The organism is Cytobacillus oceanisediminis, from assembly GCF_004366035.1.
Lineage (GTDB): Bacteria > Bacillota > Bacilli > Bacillales > Cytobacillaceae > Cytobacillus > Cytobacillus oceanisediminis_C.
The window spans coordinates 1-18,063 of record NZ_SOEE01000020.1; the positions used below are offsets into that span (position 1 = coordinate 1).

The 18,063-nt window shown below is 33.5% G+C and carries 17 protein-coding genes and 2 pseudogenes; 15 read left to right on the forward strand and 4 right to left on the reverse strand.

From position 1 onward, the window contains the following. The first annotated feature begins 184 nt into the window (after positions 1-184). From DFO72_RS27115 to DFO72_RS27125, 3 genes are all read left to right on the forward strand, one after another. Entirely contained in the window at positions 185-721 is a 537-nt protein-coding gene (locus DFO72_RS27115) for an HAD-IIIA family hydrolase (RefSeq protein ID WP_113885760.1), read from the forward strand. A gap of 144 nt (positions 722-865) precedes the next feature. Then, positions 866-1,408 (forward strand): DUF402 domain-containing protein, encoded by a 543-nt coding sequence (locus DFO72_RS27120; RefSeq protein WP_113885761.1) that lies wholly within the window; start codon positions 866-868, stop codon positions 1,406-1,408. A 228-nt stretch (positions 1,409-1,636) separates the two neighbouring features. Then, complete coding sequence (locus DFO72_RS27125; RefSeq protein WP_113885762.1) at positions 1,637-2,575, forward strand: DNA/RNA non-specific endonuclease; 939 nt, start codon at positions 1,637-1,639, stop codon at positions 2,573-2,575. Between the two features lie 113 nt (positions 2,576-2,688). Here the strand turns inward: DFO72_RS27125 and DFO72_RS27130 are convergent, their stop codons facing one another. Then, positions 2,689-2,943, reverse strand: coding sequence for a hypothetical protein (locus DFO72_RS27130; RefSeq protein WP_243856291.1), 255 nt, complete (start codon positions 2,941-2,943; stop codon positions 2,689-2,691). A 29-nt stretch (positions 2,944-2,972) separates the two neighbouring features. Next, on the reverse strand, positions 2,973-4,694 hold the full coding sequence (locus DFO72_RS27135; protein ID WP_113885764.1) for a helix-turn-helix domain-containing protein: 1,722 nt from the start codon (positions 4,692-4,694) through the stop codon (positions 2,973-2,975). 868 nt (positions 4,695-5,562) lie between these two features. Here DFO72_RS27135 and DFO72_RS27140 point away from each other — a divergent pair. The 4 genes and pseudogenes from DFO72_RS27140 (at position 5,563) to DFO72_RS27160 (ending at position 9,752) form a co-directional block, all read left to right on the forward strand. Next, the gene (locus tag DFO72_RS27140; protein ID WP_113885765.1) at positions 5,563-6,675 is read left to right on the forward strand and encodes a hypothetical protein; all 1,113 of its coding nucleotides are present in this window, start codon (positions 5,563-5,565) and stop codon (positions 6,673-6,675) included. A gap of 1,340 nt (positions 6,676-8,015) precedes the next feature. Continuing rightward, positions 8,016-8,288 (forward strand): hemolysin XhlA family protein, encoded by a 273-nt coding sequence (locus DFO72_RS27145; RefSeq protein ID WP_395858218.1) that lies wholly within the window; start codon positions 8,016-8,018, stop codon positions 8,286-8,288. Between the two features lie 295 nt (positions 8,289-8,583). Then, positions 8,584-9,273: pseudogene (locus tag DFO72_RS27150) on the forward strand (N-acetylmuramoyl-L-alanine amidase). Between the two features lie 95 nt (positions 9,274-9,368). Next, a complete protein-coding gene (locus DFO72_RS27160; protein ID WP_113885768.1) occupies positions 9,369-9,752 on the forward strand; it encodes a DUF4183 domain-containing protein in 384 nt (127 codons plus the stop codon). 59 nt (positions 9,753-9,811) lie between these two features. On the opposite strand, the gene DFO72_RS27165 is transcribed toward DFO72_RS27160, so the two are convergent. Further along, positions 9,812-10,228 carry a DUF4183 domain-containing protein gene (locus tag DFO72_RS27165; protein ID WP_243856288.1) on the reverse strand — a complete coding sequence of 139 codons (417 nt, stop codon included), beginning with the start codon at positions 10,226-10,228 and terminating at the stop codon, positions 9,812-9,814. 931 nt (positions 10,229-11,159) lie between these two features. On the opposite strand from DFO72_RS27165, the gene DFO72_RS27170 reads away from it, so the two are divergent. From DFO72_RS27170 to DFO72_RS30200, 3 genes and pseudogenes are all read left to right on the forward strand, one after another. Next, a complete protein-coding gene (locus DFO72_RS27170) occupies positions 11,160-11,630 on the forward strand; it encodes a hypothetical protein (protein ID WP_113885769.1) in 471 nt (156 codons plus the stop codon). A 534-nt stretch (positions 11,631-12,164) separates the two neighbouring features. Next, entirely contained in the window at positions 12,165-12,776 is a 612-nt protein-coding gene (gene wrbA, locus DFO72_RS27175) for an NAD(P)H:quinone oxidoreductase (RefSeq protein ID WP_134177301.1), read from the forward strand. Between the two features lie 61 nt (positions 12,777-12,837). Further along, positions 12,838-13,061: pseudogene (locus DFO72_RS30200) on the forward strand (Tn3 family transposase); the annotation flags it as partial. A gap of 447 nt (positions 13,062-13,508) precedes the next feature. Here DFO72_RS30200 and DFO72_RS27185 read toward each other — a convergent pair. Further along, positions 13,509-13,928 (reverse strand): VOC family protein, encoded by a 420-nt coding sequence (locus DFO72_RS27185; protein ID WP_113885690.1) that lies wholly within the window; start codon positions 13,926-13,928, stop codon positions 13,509-13,511. An 840-nt stretch (positions 13,929-14,768) separates the two neighbouring features. Here DFO72_RS27185 and DFO72_RS27190 point away from each other — a divergent pair. The 5 genes from DFO72_RS27190 to DFO72_RS27210 all read left to right on the forward strand — a co-directional run bounded on the left by DFO72_RS27190 (position 14,769) and on the right by DFO72_RS27210 (position 17,890). Beyond that, on the forward strand, positions 14,769-15,170 hold the full coding sequence (locus DFO72_RS27190; RefSeq protein WP_113885689.1) for a BlaI/MecI/CopY family transcriptional regulator: 402 nt from the start codon (positions 14,769-14,771) through the stop codon (positions 15,168-15,170). Beyond that, on the forward strand, positions 15,170-16,006 hold the full coding sequence (locus tag DFO72_RS27195; protein ID WP_113885688.1) for a M56 family metallopeptidase: 837 nt from the start codon (positions 15,170-15,172) through the stop codon (positions 16,004-16,006). Before DFO72_RS27190 ends, DFO72_RS27195 begins: the two co-directional genes overlap by 1 nt. 135 nt (positions 16,007-16,141) lie before the next feature. Next, complete coding sequence (locus DFO72_RS27200; RefSeq protein ID WP_243856289.1) at positions 16,142-16,378, forward strand: hypothetical protein; 237 nt, start codon at positions 16,142-16,144, stop codon at positions 16,376-16,378. A 226-nt stretch (positions 16,379-16,604) separates the two neighbouring features. Beyond that, positions 16,605-17,144, forward strand: a complete 540-nt coding sequence (locus DFO72_RS27205) for a CueP family metal-binding protein (protein WP_113885687.1) — start codon at positions 16,605-16,607, stop codon at positions 17,142-17,144. A 164-nt stretch (positions 17,145-17,308) separates the two neighbouring features. Beyond that, positions 17,309-17,890 (forward strand): SCO family protein, encoded by a 582-nt coding sequence (locus tag DFO72_RS27210; protein ID WP_113885686.1) that lies wholly within the window; start codon positions 17,309-17,311, stop codon positions 17,888-17,890. Positions 17,891-18,063: the final 173 nt, after the last annotated feature.

Below are 18,063 nucleotides of genomic sequence, written 5' to 3' on the forward strand. Positions count from 1 at the left end.
TCTACTCTTTTCAATTTAGAAATATATATCCATGGAGGATGAAATCCTGCGAATAAGCGAGCATTCGTGAGTAAACCGTATTAAACTGAGGGAGTTTAATATGAAGTTCCCAAAATACAGGAATTCATTTGAGCATTACAGAATATTTTTTATAAATAAATAGTGAGTTCGGGAGGAGTAAGTTATGAACATTCAAGCTGTTTTCATAGATAGAGATGGAACTATCGGGGGGAGTGATAAGGTTATTTATCCTGGAGAGTTTGAATTGTTTCCCAATGTTCCAGATTCAATACAGCATTTAAAAGACTCGGGGAAATTAATCTTCTCTTTTACTAACCAGCCAGGTATATCAAAAGGAGAAGCTACAGTAGAGACCTTTGAAAAAGAACTTTTTGAATTTGGATTTAATAAAGTTTACATATGTCCACATCAACATAATGAAGGATGTAATTGTAGAAAACCTTCTACTGGTATGCTGATTAAAGCAGCCGAGGAAAATAATTTAAAATTAGAAGAGTGTGTAGTTATTGGGGATAGATGGACAGATATGGTTGCAGCTGATGAGGCTGGCTGTATAAAAATATTAGTGAAAACAGGTTCAGGAACTGAAGCATATAATAAATACTTAAACAGTGAGTTTTATGGTCATTGGGCTGAAGTTAAGCCCGATTATATAGCTGAAGATATAAATGATGCTGTTAAATGGTTAATGACAAACTAAGAATATTTATACTTTTGATTATTAACGGAGGCGTTCCTACATTAAGTAGAGACGCTTTTTTACTAACAGAGCAGTTTTGTGTAATTTAGAAATCAAATAAAATTAAAGGATGGTATAATTAGGAAAAAGTTGAGGGGGATTGGTATGCTTAAAAGGAAGTTTGGAAACCGTTCGGAATGGCAACGAGTCATAGAAAGAAAATATGCACAGGCATATCTTGATACTAATGAATTTAAAGGGTATATAACTTTATTAAATACAATTAAAGTAAACGAACCTTTATCAGTTAGTTACGGGGAAAGTAATGTGTGCATTGTTGATGATGGCTATATGTGGTTGCAACAATTTCCTCTAGAGAAAAACCATACGGTAACAACGATGTTTAATGCAAATGGAGAAATAGTTCAATGGTATATCGATATCTGTTATAAAAACTCAATTGAAAATAATATCCCTTGGATGGATGATTTATTTTTGGATATTGTCTTGTTACCTTCAGGTGAATTAATTGAAAAAGATGCTGAAGAACTTGAAGAGGCATATAAAATGGGTATTATTGATAGGTCGCTTTATGATTTGGCTTGGAACGAACAAAACATTATAAAAAACCAAATAAACAGAGATGAATTTCAACTGGTTAATTTGTCTAATCGACATAAAGAAATTTTACTAGATAAATTAAATTAAACACCTTGCAATATAGGAGAGATTGTGAAGAAATGTACTTAAACAAACGGGGGCTTTTCTTCAATATCAAGAGCTGATAAACCAGCTCTTTTCTTATTTAGTAGAATAAAAAAATCTTCGATTGCTTAATTTCCTTTCGTATGTATGTAAATATAAAATAAATCAGAGATAAACATTATGATAAAATACACTTAAATGTGATTAAAGTTATTATAAGGGGTACAAAGAATGAAAAACTATTTAACCTTACTTTTTGCGATTATCTTTTTGGTTGGATGTACGAACACTGAAGATGTATCTGTTACAGAAGAAAAAACAGATTCGCAAGTAACCACAGTTCATACAACCGAAAATAGCAATAAAGCTGAAACTGAGAAAGAAGAAACTACTACAATTGTTGATGAACCAGTAGAAAAGGAAGCTCCAGCCCAACAAAATAATGAACGGTTCCCAGGATACAAATTGATTGAAATTGATGGTGGAGATTTATCTGGATATCGTCAACCTAACATAGTTGTTGATATTGGCTTTGAAGATCGTAAATATTGGGCGTTTACAAATGAACACGGACAACTAGTGCGTGTCATTGCCGATGAAATTATTCTACAAGATGACAGTACAGAACCTGTATTATCGTCTGGCAGATACTACTCTGACGAGGCAAAAGTCCCAGGTGTTGAAAGAGACGATATGGACGAAGGACACATTATCGCAGATTCTATGGGTGGGGTATCGAATGCTTACAATATTACTCCACAAGAAAGCACACTCAACCGTCACGGTGACCAAGCTTATATGGAAGACGCAATTCGTAAAGCGGGTGGAGCTACTGACTTTGAAGCATTAATCACATATCCTAATACGGAAACGCAGATTCCTTCACATTATCAGTATACCTATACTTTAAAAGGGAATAAGATTGTTGATAAATTCGACAATGTCAACCCTGATAAAGTAAACGAATCGCATGGTTTAACAGGTAGCAAACCTTCAAATTCAATTAGCTCAAACAAAAAAGGTGATATTTCTAGTGTCGATACAAATGGCAACGGCCAGGTAACTATTCAAGAAGCAAAAGATGCAGGTTACAGTATGCCAATAATGAGCGATCATTGGTTATACCCGTATATGCGAGATAATGACAATGATGGTATGGTTGGAGAGTAAGCATCTAAACTTTGTGGAAAATATATGAAAGAAGGAACATTTTCCTCTTTAGTCTATTCTTATTTTAGTTCCACTGAAGAAAAAGGCCAAACTCTTCTATGAGTTTGGCCTTTTTAAAATGGTAAGTCATCTTTTATTATTGGTCTAATTTGCTTTACGTCTTCTGTAATATCGTTATTTTCATTCCATGTCACTTTTTCAATTACAGTTTGTCTAAAGCCACTTTCCCTTATTTGAGACTGTATCCATTCATATGCTGTTACTGCCGCTGTAAAAGTAGGATTTTTCTTAAACTCACGATCAAGGACATGAAAAGTACCTCTTCTTAACCCCCTGTTACCTTCAATGTTCAATATTGTTTCAGTCACAATTTCCAACGGGTTCATCCTTTTTAGGTTTAATTAAGCTTTTGCTTCAGCCAATTCAACATTTTCTCATCGTTTTTCTTATTCTGCCTTTTATTTTCCCTTTTTATATAGCGCGATAGGGTAGTGTGAGCAATGCCTATTTCCTCAGATGCTTGCCGGATACTAATATTTAAAAACTCCAAAGCTTCCTTCATTTTTTCAGGAGTTAAAGCAATCGGCTCTTGTGGATCTATTGCGCTTTGTATAGCCATAGAATGTCCGCTTGGTACTAATTCAATATCTGCTGCACTTTGAGCTATGGATGTTTCGATTAATCTTTTGTTTGTCACTGGTTTCGAAGAAAGAATCTTTCTGTTTTCCTTTACAATATAATCAGCCGGCAAAATATGTACATTTAACTTACTCCAGTATTCTTTAACCCAGTTTCGTTTTCCTACCATTTCTTCGTCTAATTCATCTAAATACATCCATTTTTTTATAACACCATCATCCTGGAGATCATCCAAAGTGTTTTCAAATTTATCCCTCAGTGCAACTCCAGTATAACGGGAGGAGAAGTCCATTTCTTTTAAAAGAGTTCCTACCTTAAATGGCTGCCCAAGCGTGTTCCTAACCGTCCTGATCCTCCATTGGAGGTTTAAATACCTTGTCAGCCGTTTATGAGCTCTTTGGCTGGTATGGCTGTATTTAAAGACCTTTAAATCTAATATACCAAGAGTCTTTTTAGGCCCTTCCAGATAAGGAGTTAGAATAGAAGTAGGACGCACCTGGACAGCATATATTCCTTTTGCTTCTCCAGTGTTCTTATCATAGGCTATACGTATTTTTCCTATTTCAAACATCTTCTGAAAATCTTTAAATTTATACAGTTCGCTATCTTGAAGGCCTTCCGTATTTACAATCTTAATAGTCTGATCACCTAAGGATACCCAAATACTTGATAGTGCCGCTACTCTTCGCATAATGTTAAAACGATCTTCTTCCCGGTAATCAAATTCTTTACCAGCAAAACTTCTCTTTTTAATATTTCTGAGTCGCAAAGCATCATTACTATGAAACTCTATGTATCCATCACTCGACTTTGGCTGTGTAAGCCATAAATATGATATCAAATCAAATAAATCCGCGGTCAAGTCATCTAACGAGTTAAGCGTTTCACCCAAGGTTTCTAGCCATACTTGCTGCTCTATCGTTAATTCAGTTTGTAATTCATGCGGCCGCAGCTCAGCAACCCCTTTAACGTTACCTCGATTGTCTATAATTTCAGTCGCTAGATAACCTGCTTCGCCTTCTTTGAAATCATTCTTCTTCGTAACCATATCTCTCATTAGATGAAAATCCATATTCGTGCTGGAAAGGATATAGTCCTTCTCTAGCGCTTCTTCAATTTTATTGTCGTTAAAACTATATTTCACTTCGACTTCAGGAAACTCCTGGTGCAAATGACCTGTTATAAATGCTTTTATCGTGTCACCAGATGAGGAGACAACATCTTTGATCATTTCCTTAGTAATTGGTTTCTGGTGAAAAAATGCTTCAGTAAAAAGGGAGATTAACACTCCAAAAGAACGCATATCATCTGTGGGCTTTTGATTTAATATTTCTTCTTTTGTCATTTGATACGCTAAGCTGCTCCACTTTGACAAAACATGAGGGCGATCCATAAAGAGTGATTTAACTTCCTCAAAAAGAACAATTTTCAGAGCTTCATAATTTAGGATTAAATGTTCTGGTATGTCTTCATATTTCATTTTTCTAACCTCCTTAGAAAAAGGGGTGAATTTGTCCTCTTAATAATATCAAAATGCACCAAAATAAATAAAAAAATCGAGAAATGCACCATTTTACCCGACACACCAAATCAAAATGCACCACTTTTCAAAAGAAATGCACCACTTTTGATATAACTAACTTATATAAACCCTTATAAAACAAGGGTTTAATAGATATTATATCTCTTTTTCTCTGCGGAGGTTGTAGGGGTTATCAGCTGGCTATATGAATTTATAGCGGAACTTGTATAGAAATAAAAATAAAACGCACCACTAAAAATGCACCATTTAATGGACATATAGCGGAACCTGCGTGGATTAAAAACATTGATTTTAAAAGAAAGTTGCTTATTAATTTAAACAAATCCAAATGGAAGTGCAAATACTGAAAATCAATTACTGCGATTGCTGCATACCTTAAAATGCACCAATTCAAAGATATTATAGCGGAACCCGTTTAAAAATACTCCTTTACATTAGAGATAAATCCACATTTATCAAAGGTTTATTAATAGTTCTTCATATATTTTAAATGGTGCATTTTATATCTATTGGTGCATAATCTAGCGGTAATCGTATAAGAAAAAATTAATAACTTTTTCCAAAAGCTTATTATACCAGTGTTTAATCCACTTTTATTTGTGGTGCATTTTCTCTAGAGAGGAACATTTTCCAAATTTCGATTGAGTTATACTTATTTCAACAATAAGAGATTAATAGAACTGTCTTTAGAAAAGCTATTTTTTCATTTCTTGAGATTAATATGCATTCAGGACTAAATTCTCTTGTACCTGGCCTTTATTTAAATATCTGATAATCAAAACATAAATTAGAAAGGAGCTTGAGCATGAAAAGAGTGAAGATTGACGGTTTCAGAATGCACCAATCTATTCTAAAAGAATTTCATTTGTTGCGAGACCAGACGTTTGAACGGCCCCCAGCATCCGCTTATGTGGTCTACCTAACTATGCTCAAGCAGTTGGACTTAGAGAAAAACCAAAGAGGTATTCTAAAAGAGTTCAACCTTTCTTACTGGGCCAAAAAACTCCAGATTCCTTATTCTTCTTTGTATTCAGGGAAATTATATTTAGAGAAATATCACTTTGTTAAAGAGGAGATCCAAAATGGAATCTCTGTCTTAGTGTTAAAAGATATTGAAAAATACAATAACCCCGGAGTGGAAGAAGGTAAGCTAAATTACCTTCTAATTCCTCATTCTCTTTTTGAAACAAATATACTCGCTGAACTGGTTAGGACAGCAAACCCCGAAGCAATTGAGTTAATGCTGTCTTTATTTAACCAGTTCCGTACCGCCATGTCCAAAAGAGAAGACATTGACTTGAAAATGCTTAAACAATCCCGAAACATGTCAACTTTAAAGAAGCAATTAAATAAAAATGCGAAGAAGGTCAGGGAGATTTTAGCTTTACTGGAACCTTTATTTAATGTTAAATTTGAGGGCTTACAGTTCCGGGGCAATCAGATTTGGGTTAAAAAGGTATGGATTACATTAAAAGAGGATTGTGTTAAAGAACAAAGCAGCAATGAATTTAAGGTTGATCATCTCATCGCAATGCTTTCCCATGAATTAATATATTTTCTTGATGGTCATAAGATAAAATACAGGTCTCGGGACCAATTTGACATCATGCTTTCTTTTAAGCAGGAGGTATATGATAAAGTAAAATATATTAAAAATAATGAGTCCTTTAATCTTGAAAATTCAATTAAGCGATACTTTCTTAGCTGCATAGATAGTATTGGTTCCTACATAACTGAACAATGTGTACTTAAATCAACCTTTAGAATTCATTCCCTGGGAGCCTTTTTCAGAAAAGCCTTCCGAAAGGATTTGAAAACTTTATTTAAGAAAATCCCATATGAATTAATTCACGATGCTAAAGTGGAACAATATCAACTAACTGGGGAAATTCCGGACTTTGCAAAATTTGATATTTAATCAGCCTTGTAAAAAATTTAAGTTGTTACAAGGCTTTTCGTGTTTCAATTATCTTCTTTATTCTTAAAATCTGCCAAAAAAAGAGGTATCTAAAATGGGTACCTCTTTTTTTATTTCAAACTTTATATCGAATATTAACCTGTGGAATACTTAATAATTTTAAAAATATCCTGTGTATATGTATACAGTTGATATAGCAAGTTGTTAAATTGTTAATCTATTTAATTCACAATTGTTAAGTTCTTAGTTATTTGAATGGTTTTGTCTACGGAATCTTAATAAATCCTTGGGGGAGAAGGGGAAAGAGAATAAACTCTTAAAGTGGTTATTTAATATGTTTCTTTAATACTTTTGTATTTTTTATAATATATATGTTTCTTTTATCAAATATGAACGTTTATCATCAAAATATCGAAATTTTAAAGATAATAATCTCTTAATAATAATTAGTACAGTTAACCTACTCAATAAAAGAGAACACATAACTATTCATAAGGATCTTATAGATAATATTGATATACCTGTACCACATCATAGTTCAGGTGCATTTTACAGAGTTGTATACTGTAATGTTGATTGGAACCAAAATAGGAAGATCAGAAGAGCTATATATGTTTAATGAGATTTGAAAATGGAATTATAGAGGGGTAGCGCATATTTTGACTACTTGTAAAGAATCTAATCCCATGGTTTTAGTAGCTTAGATGTAGTATAAGCTGTTATACCAAGATAAAAAGAAAAACATTTTTCGAGTGATCAATATACCAATATTAATTCCATTCCCACTGTTCTATAATTACTCATTTTGATGCCTATCTTTTCATCTTTTCCCGAATGGAACCAGGCCCCTTCTCATTGTGCAACTCTTCATTTTCTTTTCTGTTCGTCAGATAAGATAATTAACCCATGTCTAGGAGCAACGTTATATCAAGGATCGATTTCTTGTTAGAGTTCAAAGTCAAATATTGCTTCAAAGCAAAAATATTTTCTGTATGTGAAAAACGTGCGCACTCAAAAAAACCCATTTTTCGTTGAATTTTCCTAGTTTTATTGCCTCGATTTTTTCCTCCCGTACCTTCGGTAATATGCAACTCAAAAGGTTATAGATGTTTAGTTTTCGATGTGTTTGTGACAAGTTCGTAATGAACTACATCAGTAATAAATGTAATTTAAATATAAAACACAATGTAGAAGAGCTATTAATGCTAAGTAGAGATAGTTGCCGTGACTTGATACAGTTTTTTTTCATTTACTACCTTATAGAGTGCTTAATGTGGAGAAGAGTATAAAGTTGGCCACTAAAGTCCATCTAGCTGGGCACATTTATCCTTTTATGGAGGGTGGTTTTCTTGAATGAAAGTATTTACGACAAAGAAATTGCAGAGATAAAAGGGAGTCTTAATAATATTGAGAATCGGGTGAATAACCTTGAAAAAATTACGACTAGACAGGATCAACAAATTATTTCGATAAATGAAAAGCTAAATAAAATTGACGAAAATACAACCTGGATTAAGAGGACAATTACTCAAGCGATTATTGTTGCTGTTTGCACAGGAATAATTGGTGGATTTATAGGGGTTTTCTTTACAGCATTTAAAGGAGGAAGTTAAAAATGTAGGAACAACCGAAAATATATTTCTTTATTGACCCAAGGCTGTATTTAATTTGATGTAATATCTTTTACTGCTAGTATTGCTAATTATATTTCTGATTATTTCCATTACTGTTAACGGCTGGCCTATATGGAAAAACACTCATGTTAGTGAAAAGACCCAGATAAAGAAAAAGCAAGCTTAAAGATTAATGAAAGGATAAGCTACCCTATTGGGCGACATATTTTATGAATTGAAAAGGGTGTTTTTCATGTATATATGAAGGACAGTATCACAAGCGAGGTGATTACCCATGTTAAGGTTAGTTCTTGACCCAGGGCACGGCGGAATCGATCCAGGAGCTCAGGGTAATGGTTTACAGGAAAAGAATTTAACACTTCAAATCGCAAACCGTATTAAAGATATTCTGAACCATAATTATGATAACGTTTCAATCCGAATGAGCCGTACAGGGGATCAAACTGTTTCCTTGTCAGAGCGTACTAGTGCAGCTAATGAATGGGGAGCTAATTTTTTTCTATCGATCCACATTAATGCAGGTGGTGGAACAGGTTATGAAGATTATGTTTATCCAGGAGTCGGATTTCCTACAACCAGCTATCAAAATAACATTCACTCAGAGATATTGAAACTGGCTGATTTTAAGGATCGGGGTAAAAAACAGACTAACTTTCACATTCTTAGGGAAACAAACTTCCCAGCTGTTTTAACTGAAAATGGATTTATTGATAATAATAATGATGCAGCGAAGCTAAAATTAAGCACCTACATTGAGAAATTAGCTCGTGGACATGTAAATGGGATTGCAAAAAGTTTTAAGTTGCCTAAGAAGAACACAGCTGTCTACCACTCCGTTGTGTCCGGCGATACAGTATATTCTTTAAGCTGAACTTACGGTAGCATCATTCAGCAGATTAGGGATTGGAACAACCTGGATAATAACTACACTATTTATGTGGGACAATTACTGAGAGTTAAATAAATATTTAATATTGTTAATGGGTTTGTCCACTCCAAGAACATTCACAAATCATAAAGTGATGATATAACCAACTTTTTAGAAAGGGGGTGATATCATTGGCTTTACAACTAATGAAAATAGTGGTTGCTGCATCTACGACAATAAATACGGATCCAACTCCAGAAAAATTCTTTTTTGTTACTACTAGTGAGACGGCAGCAGGGACATCATTGACCATTGATGCCGCATCTTTTTTTCAAGACGATGGGAATGCTGCTACTGAACTTCCTGCTTTAGCAACTAATAACAGTTATTTTAATGTTTATATAAACGGTGTCTTACAAATGGAAGGAAATTCAACCTATACACCTGGTGCTACTGGTGTTGGATCACTTGTTTTCTCTTTACCTGCTGGTGGAGATCCAATACTGCAAAGTACATCAGTTGTATTAGAGGTAGTTAACTTTTCACCAACAGCAAATACAACAGTTTCAACTTAACACTTATGTATTGGAAAGAGCTCAGGATTTGGGGCTCTTTTCAATTTCATTTGATTAATTTATAGTCCATATATTTTTATAAACTGAAGGATAATAGGCGTACCCTCGGGGGGAATATCTATTGATTTCAATACTAGTAAACCCTTTTTCACTTGATAAAGGGGGGTAGGTTGCATCATCGCGTTAATATATAAATTCACATACGAAAAATTGTTTGGATTAAGAATATCGGATGTACTATATCCCACAACCCGGTCACTATTAGTATAAATTCTTTTTTTGCCATTAGAATAAGTAACATATTGAAGGTTTTCCACCTTTAATATCTTAGGTGTAATAGGTTGGTGGTTTTCTCCTGGATAAATAACAGGGCATCCTTTTGGAAAGGATAATGGTGTACAAACATTATTTATATTGCTAAGATTATTATATTTTTTTTTTCTAATGTTCGTGAAATTAGATGAATAAATGTTCACGTGATCAACTCTTTCTTATACCTTTTAAAATTATTTAGTATTATTAAATTCATTATAAAAAGAAAAGTGTACCTTAAAGCCCGTTAATAACAGCACATTTTATCATACAATAGCCCTTCTCAATGGATAGTTTTTTTCTATTGGTAAATTTAGCTAATCATGAGAAAAGTCTTTGTGTCGGATCCGTGAATAAAAAATGGCCCTTCAAATATGGGTTTGAAGGGCACAACTATAATTCTACTGACCTTATATACATTTCAAATGTCTTTATATAAGTTCCCGGTATATTTGGGAATTTATAATATGGTTTAACTGCAGAATTCTTTAATAATTACTCCCTTTTCTACTCATTCCGTGAAGAAAAAAGCAATAGTTGCTTCAAAGAAGCACTTTTCATCTTTTTACTAACCTTAACAACAATATCCCACTTAAATAATCACTGTCACAACTTAAAAGTAATTTTAAAACTTGCCTTCTCATCAATTCCTTCCGCTCTTTCGTCTGATCATCCTAGGTCCGTTCGCATGGAAAGGAACAAATACCATTTTTTAAATACTTTTCATTATTTGTTTGTATGTATTATCGAGCAAGGAACTAATCTTAATATTGTATTGAAAGGACACAATAGTTATTAGCCTTGCTCTTGCCAATATTATTGCCAATGGTGGAGGATCTATACGTTTTATTCGCAACTGTAATAGGTTGCTTAGTGGATTATATTGATTTTTCTATGATGGTCCAAAGGTATCGATTCAAGTGATAAATCTCCAAGAATAAAGGACTTACTGGCAGCTAATTAATATGACAAGATAAGAAAACAAGAGCAAAAAGCCATTTTTATTTTTAACTATTGAAGGAGGAAGGTCTAAGTATAATAAGATTAACTTTGAGGAATTTTATAAAAAACATATTCAAAAGGAAGTTGATTCATATGGATAAAAAAATGGCTTTCGGTTTAGCAATGTTAATCGTTCCTTGGCTAACTGTTCCCTTCATGGGGAAAAAATCATTTTTAAGGTTTTTACCTGTAGCAAGTTTTGTTAATTTATTTTTAAGTTTGTTTGGTCTAATTGCAAATAAGAAAAAATGGTGGGTAAATAAAAGCCCTTTATCCCCTGGTTATGTGGATTTTACATATATTTTAGGTCCGTATTTTGTAGCCACATTATGGGTTTTTAAACTAACATACGGAAATTTTCCCAAATATTTAATTGCAAATATGGTAATAGATGCCATAAATGCTTATCCCTTTGCTGAAATATGGGAAAAAGTTGGAGTTTTTAAATTTAAAAAGATGAATCATACTATTTGGTATTTTATATGTGTGTCATTAGCAATAATTATTTATGGGTATCAGTATATAGTGGAAAAATCGATCAAAACAATTGAAGACGAGGTTTAAAGTAATACTGAGAGGAATAGATTTGCCTAGAAGGTATGTGTTTATTGCTGCTGGTTAATGATCCAGTTTGTTCACCAATGGAATAGAAAGAATCACACTCCGTGTTGGGAAAGGCCAACGCTTATACAGAGCTTCATTGGGAGAATAGGTGTAATTAACTTACTTCTTCAGGGGTCGAGACTACTGAGGAGTGGTATAGGAAATATTCGTTTTTCATTATAATAAGAATATTAATGAAGGAGTAAGTTAATCATTTATAAGCAGAGCTAGGAGCTTTTATATTACGCTTAACGTTAAATTAATATTTTTTATCAAGTTTAGTTAAATTCCAATGTGAAATATGAAAAACTACCATTTTAGCCACCGCTATTTCGTTCAATCAATGGAAGTAAATTCGTATACATGACCAATAAGTTTTTAAAAGTGAGTCAAAAGAGAGGCGAACTGTTTATTTAAATTAAGGAAATGGGGTTTATGAAAATGGGTTTTCTATCCAAGTTATTTGGAAATTCATCTATAAAGGAGATAAAAGCAATGTCAAATGTTAAATTAGCAATCATTTTTTACAGCATGGGTGGAACAAACTATCAATTGGCACAGTGGGCTGAAGAAGGAGCAAAAGAAGCGGGTGCTGAGGTGAAAATTCTAAAAGTAGAAGAATTAGCTCCAGCATCTATCATCGAGAAAAATGATGTATGGAAATCAACTGTAGAAGCAATGAAGGACGTTCCAGTCGCAACTGGAGACGATATTGAATGGGCAGACGCAATTATCTTTAGCGTTCCAACCCGATTTGGGAATATGCCTTCACAAATGAAGCAATTCCTTGATATTCAAGGCGGGTTGTGGGCGACTGGTAAGACTGTCAATAAAGTCGTAAGTGCCATGACATCTGCCCAGAACCCACACGGTGGACAGGAAGCCACACTTTTATCCCTATATACTTCCATGATGCATTGGGGAGCAATTATTGCCACACCTGGCTATACTGATTCGGTTATTTTTGGAGCAGGTGGTAATCCATATGGAACAAGTGTTACAGTTGGCCAGGATGGAAAAATGATTGAAGATGTTCAAGCAGCTGTAAAACATCAAGCGAAACGTACAGTAACCATCGCTGATTGGGTAAAGAAAGCCAATCAGTAAGAAAAAAAAAGCTAATCGTCATTAATCGATTAGCTTTTTTATTGCATAGGCAGTCTTTTTTCGGTTAAGTGCTTTAAACATAATTATCAATGCCATTAATGTATAGAATACTCTACATCTTACAAAAGCAGTTGAATACCAAAAAGGTTTAGGTAATTTTAATGAATATTTGTTGCATCATATGTCTCCTTTAGGCTGGGAGCATAACAATTACTAGGAGAGTACCGTTTTAATTCGGAAAAAATGGTAGCGTTAAATTCTCTAAGACCACTAAAACTGTCTTAACGTTGTTAAAAGCAGGGTAATCGTCTTGAAAATGGACTAAGCGTTGTAAATCCTCATTTTCCTGAAGATATCCCAATTAATGCCGTGTATGGAATTGATGTATCTTACCGAAGCCATTCCATATAAATCATGAAAACGCAACCTATTTAATTGATACTGGAATAGGTGGTAATTAACCATTAAAACCTATACCATAAATGGCTGGACGATGACTTCTTATAATGAAGAATTTCGTGTTACTAAGATGATAATAAACAAGGTGACTATCTAATAGAATTGAAACTAAAGCATAAAATGCAAAATTGGAAAATTGGTTAATAGACTAACAAATAAAGGGAATAGGATATTAAAAGATACTACATTTTAAGAGGCTGAAAAAAACAGGGTTGACAGCTAACGTTTCAAAGAACTTGCTAAACTAAATTCTGAAGGTATTTTCAATTATTATTAGTTTTGTTCCGGATAATCACAATACTCAATAATCGTACCATCTGTGTCAACTGGATTTAAGTATATTAATCTTCTACCGTGATTGTTTATCCTTAAAGTATCCTTCAATGTTCGAACCCCTTTACTTTCTAGTTCTTTCAACGCTTCATCGAGATCCTTGACATCGTAAGCAATATGATGAACACCTTTTCCTTTCTGTTTAATAAATCGTGCAATCGGGGAAGTGGTATTATTTGTTGGAGCAAGCAATTCAATTCGATTTCCGCTTACCTCCATAATCGCGATTTCACTCTCTACCCCTTTTAAATCGCTTCTGTATCGATCCAGAAGAGTACCCTGCAATACGTTTTCATAAAACAGTATACTTTCATCTAAATTACGTACGGCAATTCCAATATGGTCAAGTTTATAATCCATGCAAACCCTCCTTAAGCTCAGTTTATTTTTATTGTAACATCCTCCTACAAAAAATTAGCTATAATCTTATCTTTTTGATTAGCTTTTGTTTTTGTTATACTTTCATCCAAAGCGAATTATTAATCCAGTGATGAAATATACATTGAAATGATTAAAAGAACGGAAGTAGTATTGATCGGAATATTTGGTTATTGTATAAAGAGAATACAGTTAAATTCATGGGTAAGGATAACTTAAGGCTATATTTAACATTTGTCGTGGGTTCTTATTTCTTTTAATCCTTCATCGTATTGAGAACAGTATATTATTAATTCATTTCTCTATAATCTGCTGCTCATGGTGGTTCATGTGTTTCAACGGTTTAATAACTTATGATTGATGGATCGCAATGATGCTAATAAGATTGAATTGTACGGTGATGAATCGGTAGTTGGAATACGAAGGTTATCTTGGCTCATAAGGTTATGACCAGTTATCTGGCATATAGGCCTTATCAATCAAAGAAAAATACAAGTTTAGACATATTTCCAATACAGCTCAGTGGGAAGCAAAAGCAGCACGTTTATACTTTGTCTCTATAAAACACGACCAAAATATATGGTATGAGTCCCTCAAATTACGCAGATTTAACATTAAAACAATCTTTTAACTTGTCACATTCATTAAGGAACCTGACAAGTCAAATTTAAAAATCCTTTGAAAGCAGGTATTTGCTCATTATCGTGTAATTCTCTTCTTTCGGTACGGTGGCCCCTAAATAAATCGAGTATACATTCACATATTTTTTTATTTCTTTTATACTGAAATCATATAAGGTATTCCGAAAGTAGGATGAGAAAAATGAGTAACTATGAAAAAAAAGCATTATTAAAAATTCTAGGACCGCTGGAAATTGAAGTAATGAAAGTGATCTGGTCTATAAAAGAAGGAACAGTTCAAAATGTCTTATCAGAAATAAATACCCAAAATAATTATGCCTATACTACTATTATGACAATCATGAATCGATTATATAAAAAGGGAATTCTCACACGTAGTAAGTTGGGGAAAGGATACGTATATAAGCCTAATTACAGTCCCAATGAACTCATTCAACAAAATTCCTCCGATCAAGTGGAACATCTCCTTCATCATTACGGAGATATTGCAATTACACAGTTTGTCGATGCTGTAGGTCATAACCCTGATCAACTTAATAAACTGAAGGAACTAATCCAAAAGCTAGAGCAGGATGAAAAATAATGTCTCGATTATTTCAAACTTTGAATATGTACGTTTTATGGTTGGTTGGTGTCATTACTTCATTTATAGGTTTTGGTATTGTTTTACATTTTCAAGCAGTGTCTAGTTATATGTATTGGATGTTGGAATGTTGTAATCTTCAATATAATCACATTCGTGTATTAACCCTAATCACTTTAGGGATTCTCTTTGTAAGTTTTGCTTTACACTTTTTATTTCTGTCTAAAAAGACAAAAAAGTTTATTACTAAATTAAATTTCTATAGAACAAACTGCTACGAATCTAATGTAATTGAGATCTTTCAACAAAAATATTCTGTCTCGATTCAAGTCATAGATATTAATCAACCATTAGCTTTTACGTACGGATTCATTTATCCCAAAATTTTGGTAAGTACTAGTTTAATTAACTTATTACAGCCAGATGAATTAGAGGCCGTATTGGAACATGAGCATTTTCATTGTCAAAAAAGAGATCCGTTCAAACTATCGATATTGTTTAGTTTAGCACGTGTATTTTCATTCTTGCCAATCTCTCGAATGCTATATGAAAGATATATGATGGAAAAAGAAATAAAAGCAGATACTTTTGCGATTCATAAGGTAGGAATTAAAGCTGTTGCATCAGCATTATACAAATTAATGATAAATGTACCCTCATCTTCATTTGCAACAGTACACTTTCAAAATCAATCTATTCAAGAAACGAATACGAGGATAGAGGTTCTTCTAACAGGAAAATATAAACGTCCGCCAATTTCCCTATTAGAGTGGATGAGATCTATCATTCATATTTTTTTCATAGTTTACTTTATAGGATGTGTGTCACTTTTGTGAAGGAAAGTCTCTCCAATTCATTGTGACTTACTACAAATATGTAGTAAGTAATTGACTGGACTCCGGCCATCTACTACTATTATGTAGTAGATGGCCATTTTACTTTCTGCATAACAATATGATGGAGGAGAGGAAATGATGAAAAAGATTATTGCTTGTATGTCAATTATTGCATTGATGTCTTTTGGCGGAACAGCTCTTGCTGCTAGTCCAACGGAGCACAGAACGACCAGTAAAGAAGATTGTATGATAGTGAGTGCAGATGATTGTGCCGCAATAAGTAGGGGGAACTGTTTGAAGATGATGAAAAAGAAAGCAAAAGGTATGAGCATGAAAGACTGTATGAAAATGATGAAACACATGCAAAAATAAAATAGAAAACAAGGCTGGTTAATTACTACCTATCACTAATTGGCATGTAAAAAAGCTACCCCTTTAATAGGTTAATAGGTAGAAGAAAGTGTCGTATGCCATTCAAAATGACAGATGACATTTTGAATAAAAACTATATATATCGTGAACGAAATCCTGAAGTCAAAAACACATGATAAAAAGAATAATTAATGACATAGAGAACTGTACAAGGTGGGTACTATAAATGAAAACGAAAATCTTTGTAATTATTGGACTGGTTGCCATTACCCTATTGACGGCATGTTCGTCAGACAACGATAGTAGTGCACCAGACGAAAAAGGAACTGAAAATATTAAGGAACTGGTACATGAGTACAGTTTAGGTAAGATAGGCAACCACACAGCCTCGATCACGGATCGACAACTCATCGTGAAGGATAGCGATAGAGATGAAGGTCAGAAAACCTATGCCTTACCTGATGACGAATTTTTTGTTTCTATTGCACCATACGTCGATGAAACCCATCAATGTACAGTTCATAACTGGCCAGGTTGTCAAGGTGAAATGGTTGAGGAACAGTTTGAAGTATATATAGAAGACATGGATGGCAACGTCGTAGTTGACGAATCATTAACATCTCAAGAGAATGGATTTATCGATTTTTGGCTGCCGAGTGATAAAACCTACCATGTAACGATATCCCATAACGGAAAAATGGTGGATGCAGAAATCTCTACTTCCCAAGGAGAGGCTACTTGTATTACAACTATGCAATTATCATAGAAACAAAGAACAATTACACTTGTGGCTACTAAAAATGAACTTCTAAAAAAGGTAGAATTTCCACATTAGTGAGGGTTTCTACCTTTTTGAATATTTTTAACCTTTCGAAGTTGCAATAAAGTCAATTGTTGTATTTCTAAGATTACAAGGAGAGAAGATAAGAAATGATCCGGAAAATTATAAAAAAATTTATAACTATTTTAGCTATCCTTGTTTTATCAGCCTGTTCAGAAAACGAAATTGAAAACAGGGTTCAATGGAAGGTAAAAGATTTTAGTTATATCAACCAGGATAATCAGCCATTAAACATTGAAGACTTAAAAGGTAAAGTTTGGGTTGCTGATTTTATTTTCACGAATTGTGAAACAGTTTGTCCAACTTTAACCTTTAATATGGCAAAACTGCAACAAATGTTAAAGAACGAAGGTATTATTGTAGAACTTGTATCTTTTAGTGTAGATCCCAAGGTAGATACACCAGAGAAACTTAAAGAGTATGCGACTCAGTTTAATGTAGATTTTAAGAATTGGCACTTTTTAACTGGATATGAACAGGAAGAAATAAAAGATTTAGCTCTTGAAAGTTTTAAAACAATTGTACAAGATGATCCAAATTCTAATCAGGTAGTACATGGAACAAGCTATTATTTGGTTGATAAAGAAGGAAATGTAGCAAAAGATTACTCAGGAACTCAAGAAGTTCCTTATGATCAAATAATAAAAGACATTAAATCATTGATAAAATAGGTGGAAACATGAGGAAATCTACAATAATAGCTTGGTTGGTGTTAATAGTGGGCATCGTTATTTTATATTTTCCCGTAACTCTGAACCCCCCAAATGATACGCGAATTATACTGGAACATAACTATAAGACATACATCGCACCTCCATGTTTTGAAAGTTCAAATCCGACTAAT

Coding starts and splice junctions, on each gene's coding strand:
- DFO72_RS27210 (WP_113885686.1), top strand. CDS start 17,309: ATGATCCGGAAAATTATAAAAAAATTTATAACTATTTTAGCTATCCTT.
- DFO72_RS27200 (WP_243856289.1), top strand. CDS start 16,142: ATGATGAAAAAGATTATTGCTTGTATGTCAATTATTGCATTGATGTCT.
- DFO72_RS27170 (WP_113885769.1), top strand. CDS start 11,160: ATGGATAAAAAAATGGCTTTCGGTTTAGCAATGTTAATCGTTCCTTGG.
- DFO72_RS27140 (WP_113885765.1), top strand. CDS start 5,563: ATGAAAAGAGTGAAGATTGACGGTTTCAGAATGCACCAATCTATTCTA.
- DFO72_RS27190 (WP_113885689.1), top strand. CDS start 14,769: ATGAGTAACTATGAAAAAAAAGCATTATTAAAAATTCTAGGACCGCTG.
- DFO72_RS27120 (WP_113885761.1), top strand. CDS start 866: ATGCTTAAAAGGAAGTTTGGAAACCGTTCGGAATGGCAACGAGTCATA.
- DFO72_RS27185 (WP_113885690.1), bottom strand. CDS start 13,928: ATGGATTATAAACTTGACCATATTGGAATTGCCGTACGTAATTTAGAT.
- DFO72_RS27125 (WP_113885762.1), top strand. CDS start 1,637: ATGAAAAACTATTTAACCTTACTTTTTGCGATTATCTTTTTGGTTGGA.
- DFO72_RS27115 (WP_113885760.1), top strand. CDS start 185: ATGAACATTCAAGCTGTTTTCATAGATAGAGATGGAACTATCGGGGGG.
- DFO72_RS27195 (WP_113885688.1), top strand. CDS start 15,170: ATGTCTCGATTATTTCAAACTTTGAATATGTACGTTTTATGGTTGGTT.
- DFO72_RS27205 (WP_113885687.1), top strand. CDS start 16,605: ATGAAAACGAAAATCTTTGTAATTATTGGACTGGTTGCCATTACCCTA.
- DFO72_RS27135 (WP_113885764.1), bottom strand. CDS start 4,694: ATGAAATATGAAGACATACCAGAACATTTAATCCTAAATTATGAAGCT.
- wrbA (WP_134177301.1), top strand. CDS start 12,165: ATGTCAAATGTTAAATTAGCAATCATTTTTTACAGCATGGGTGGAACA.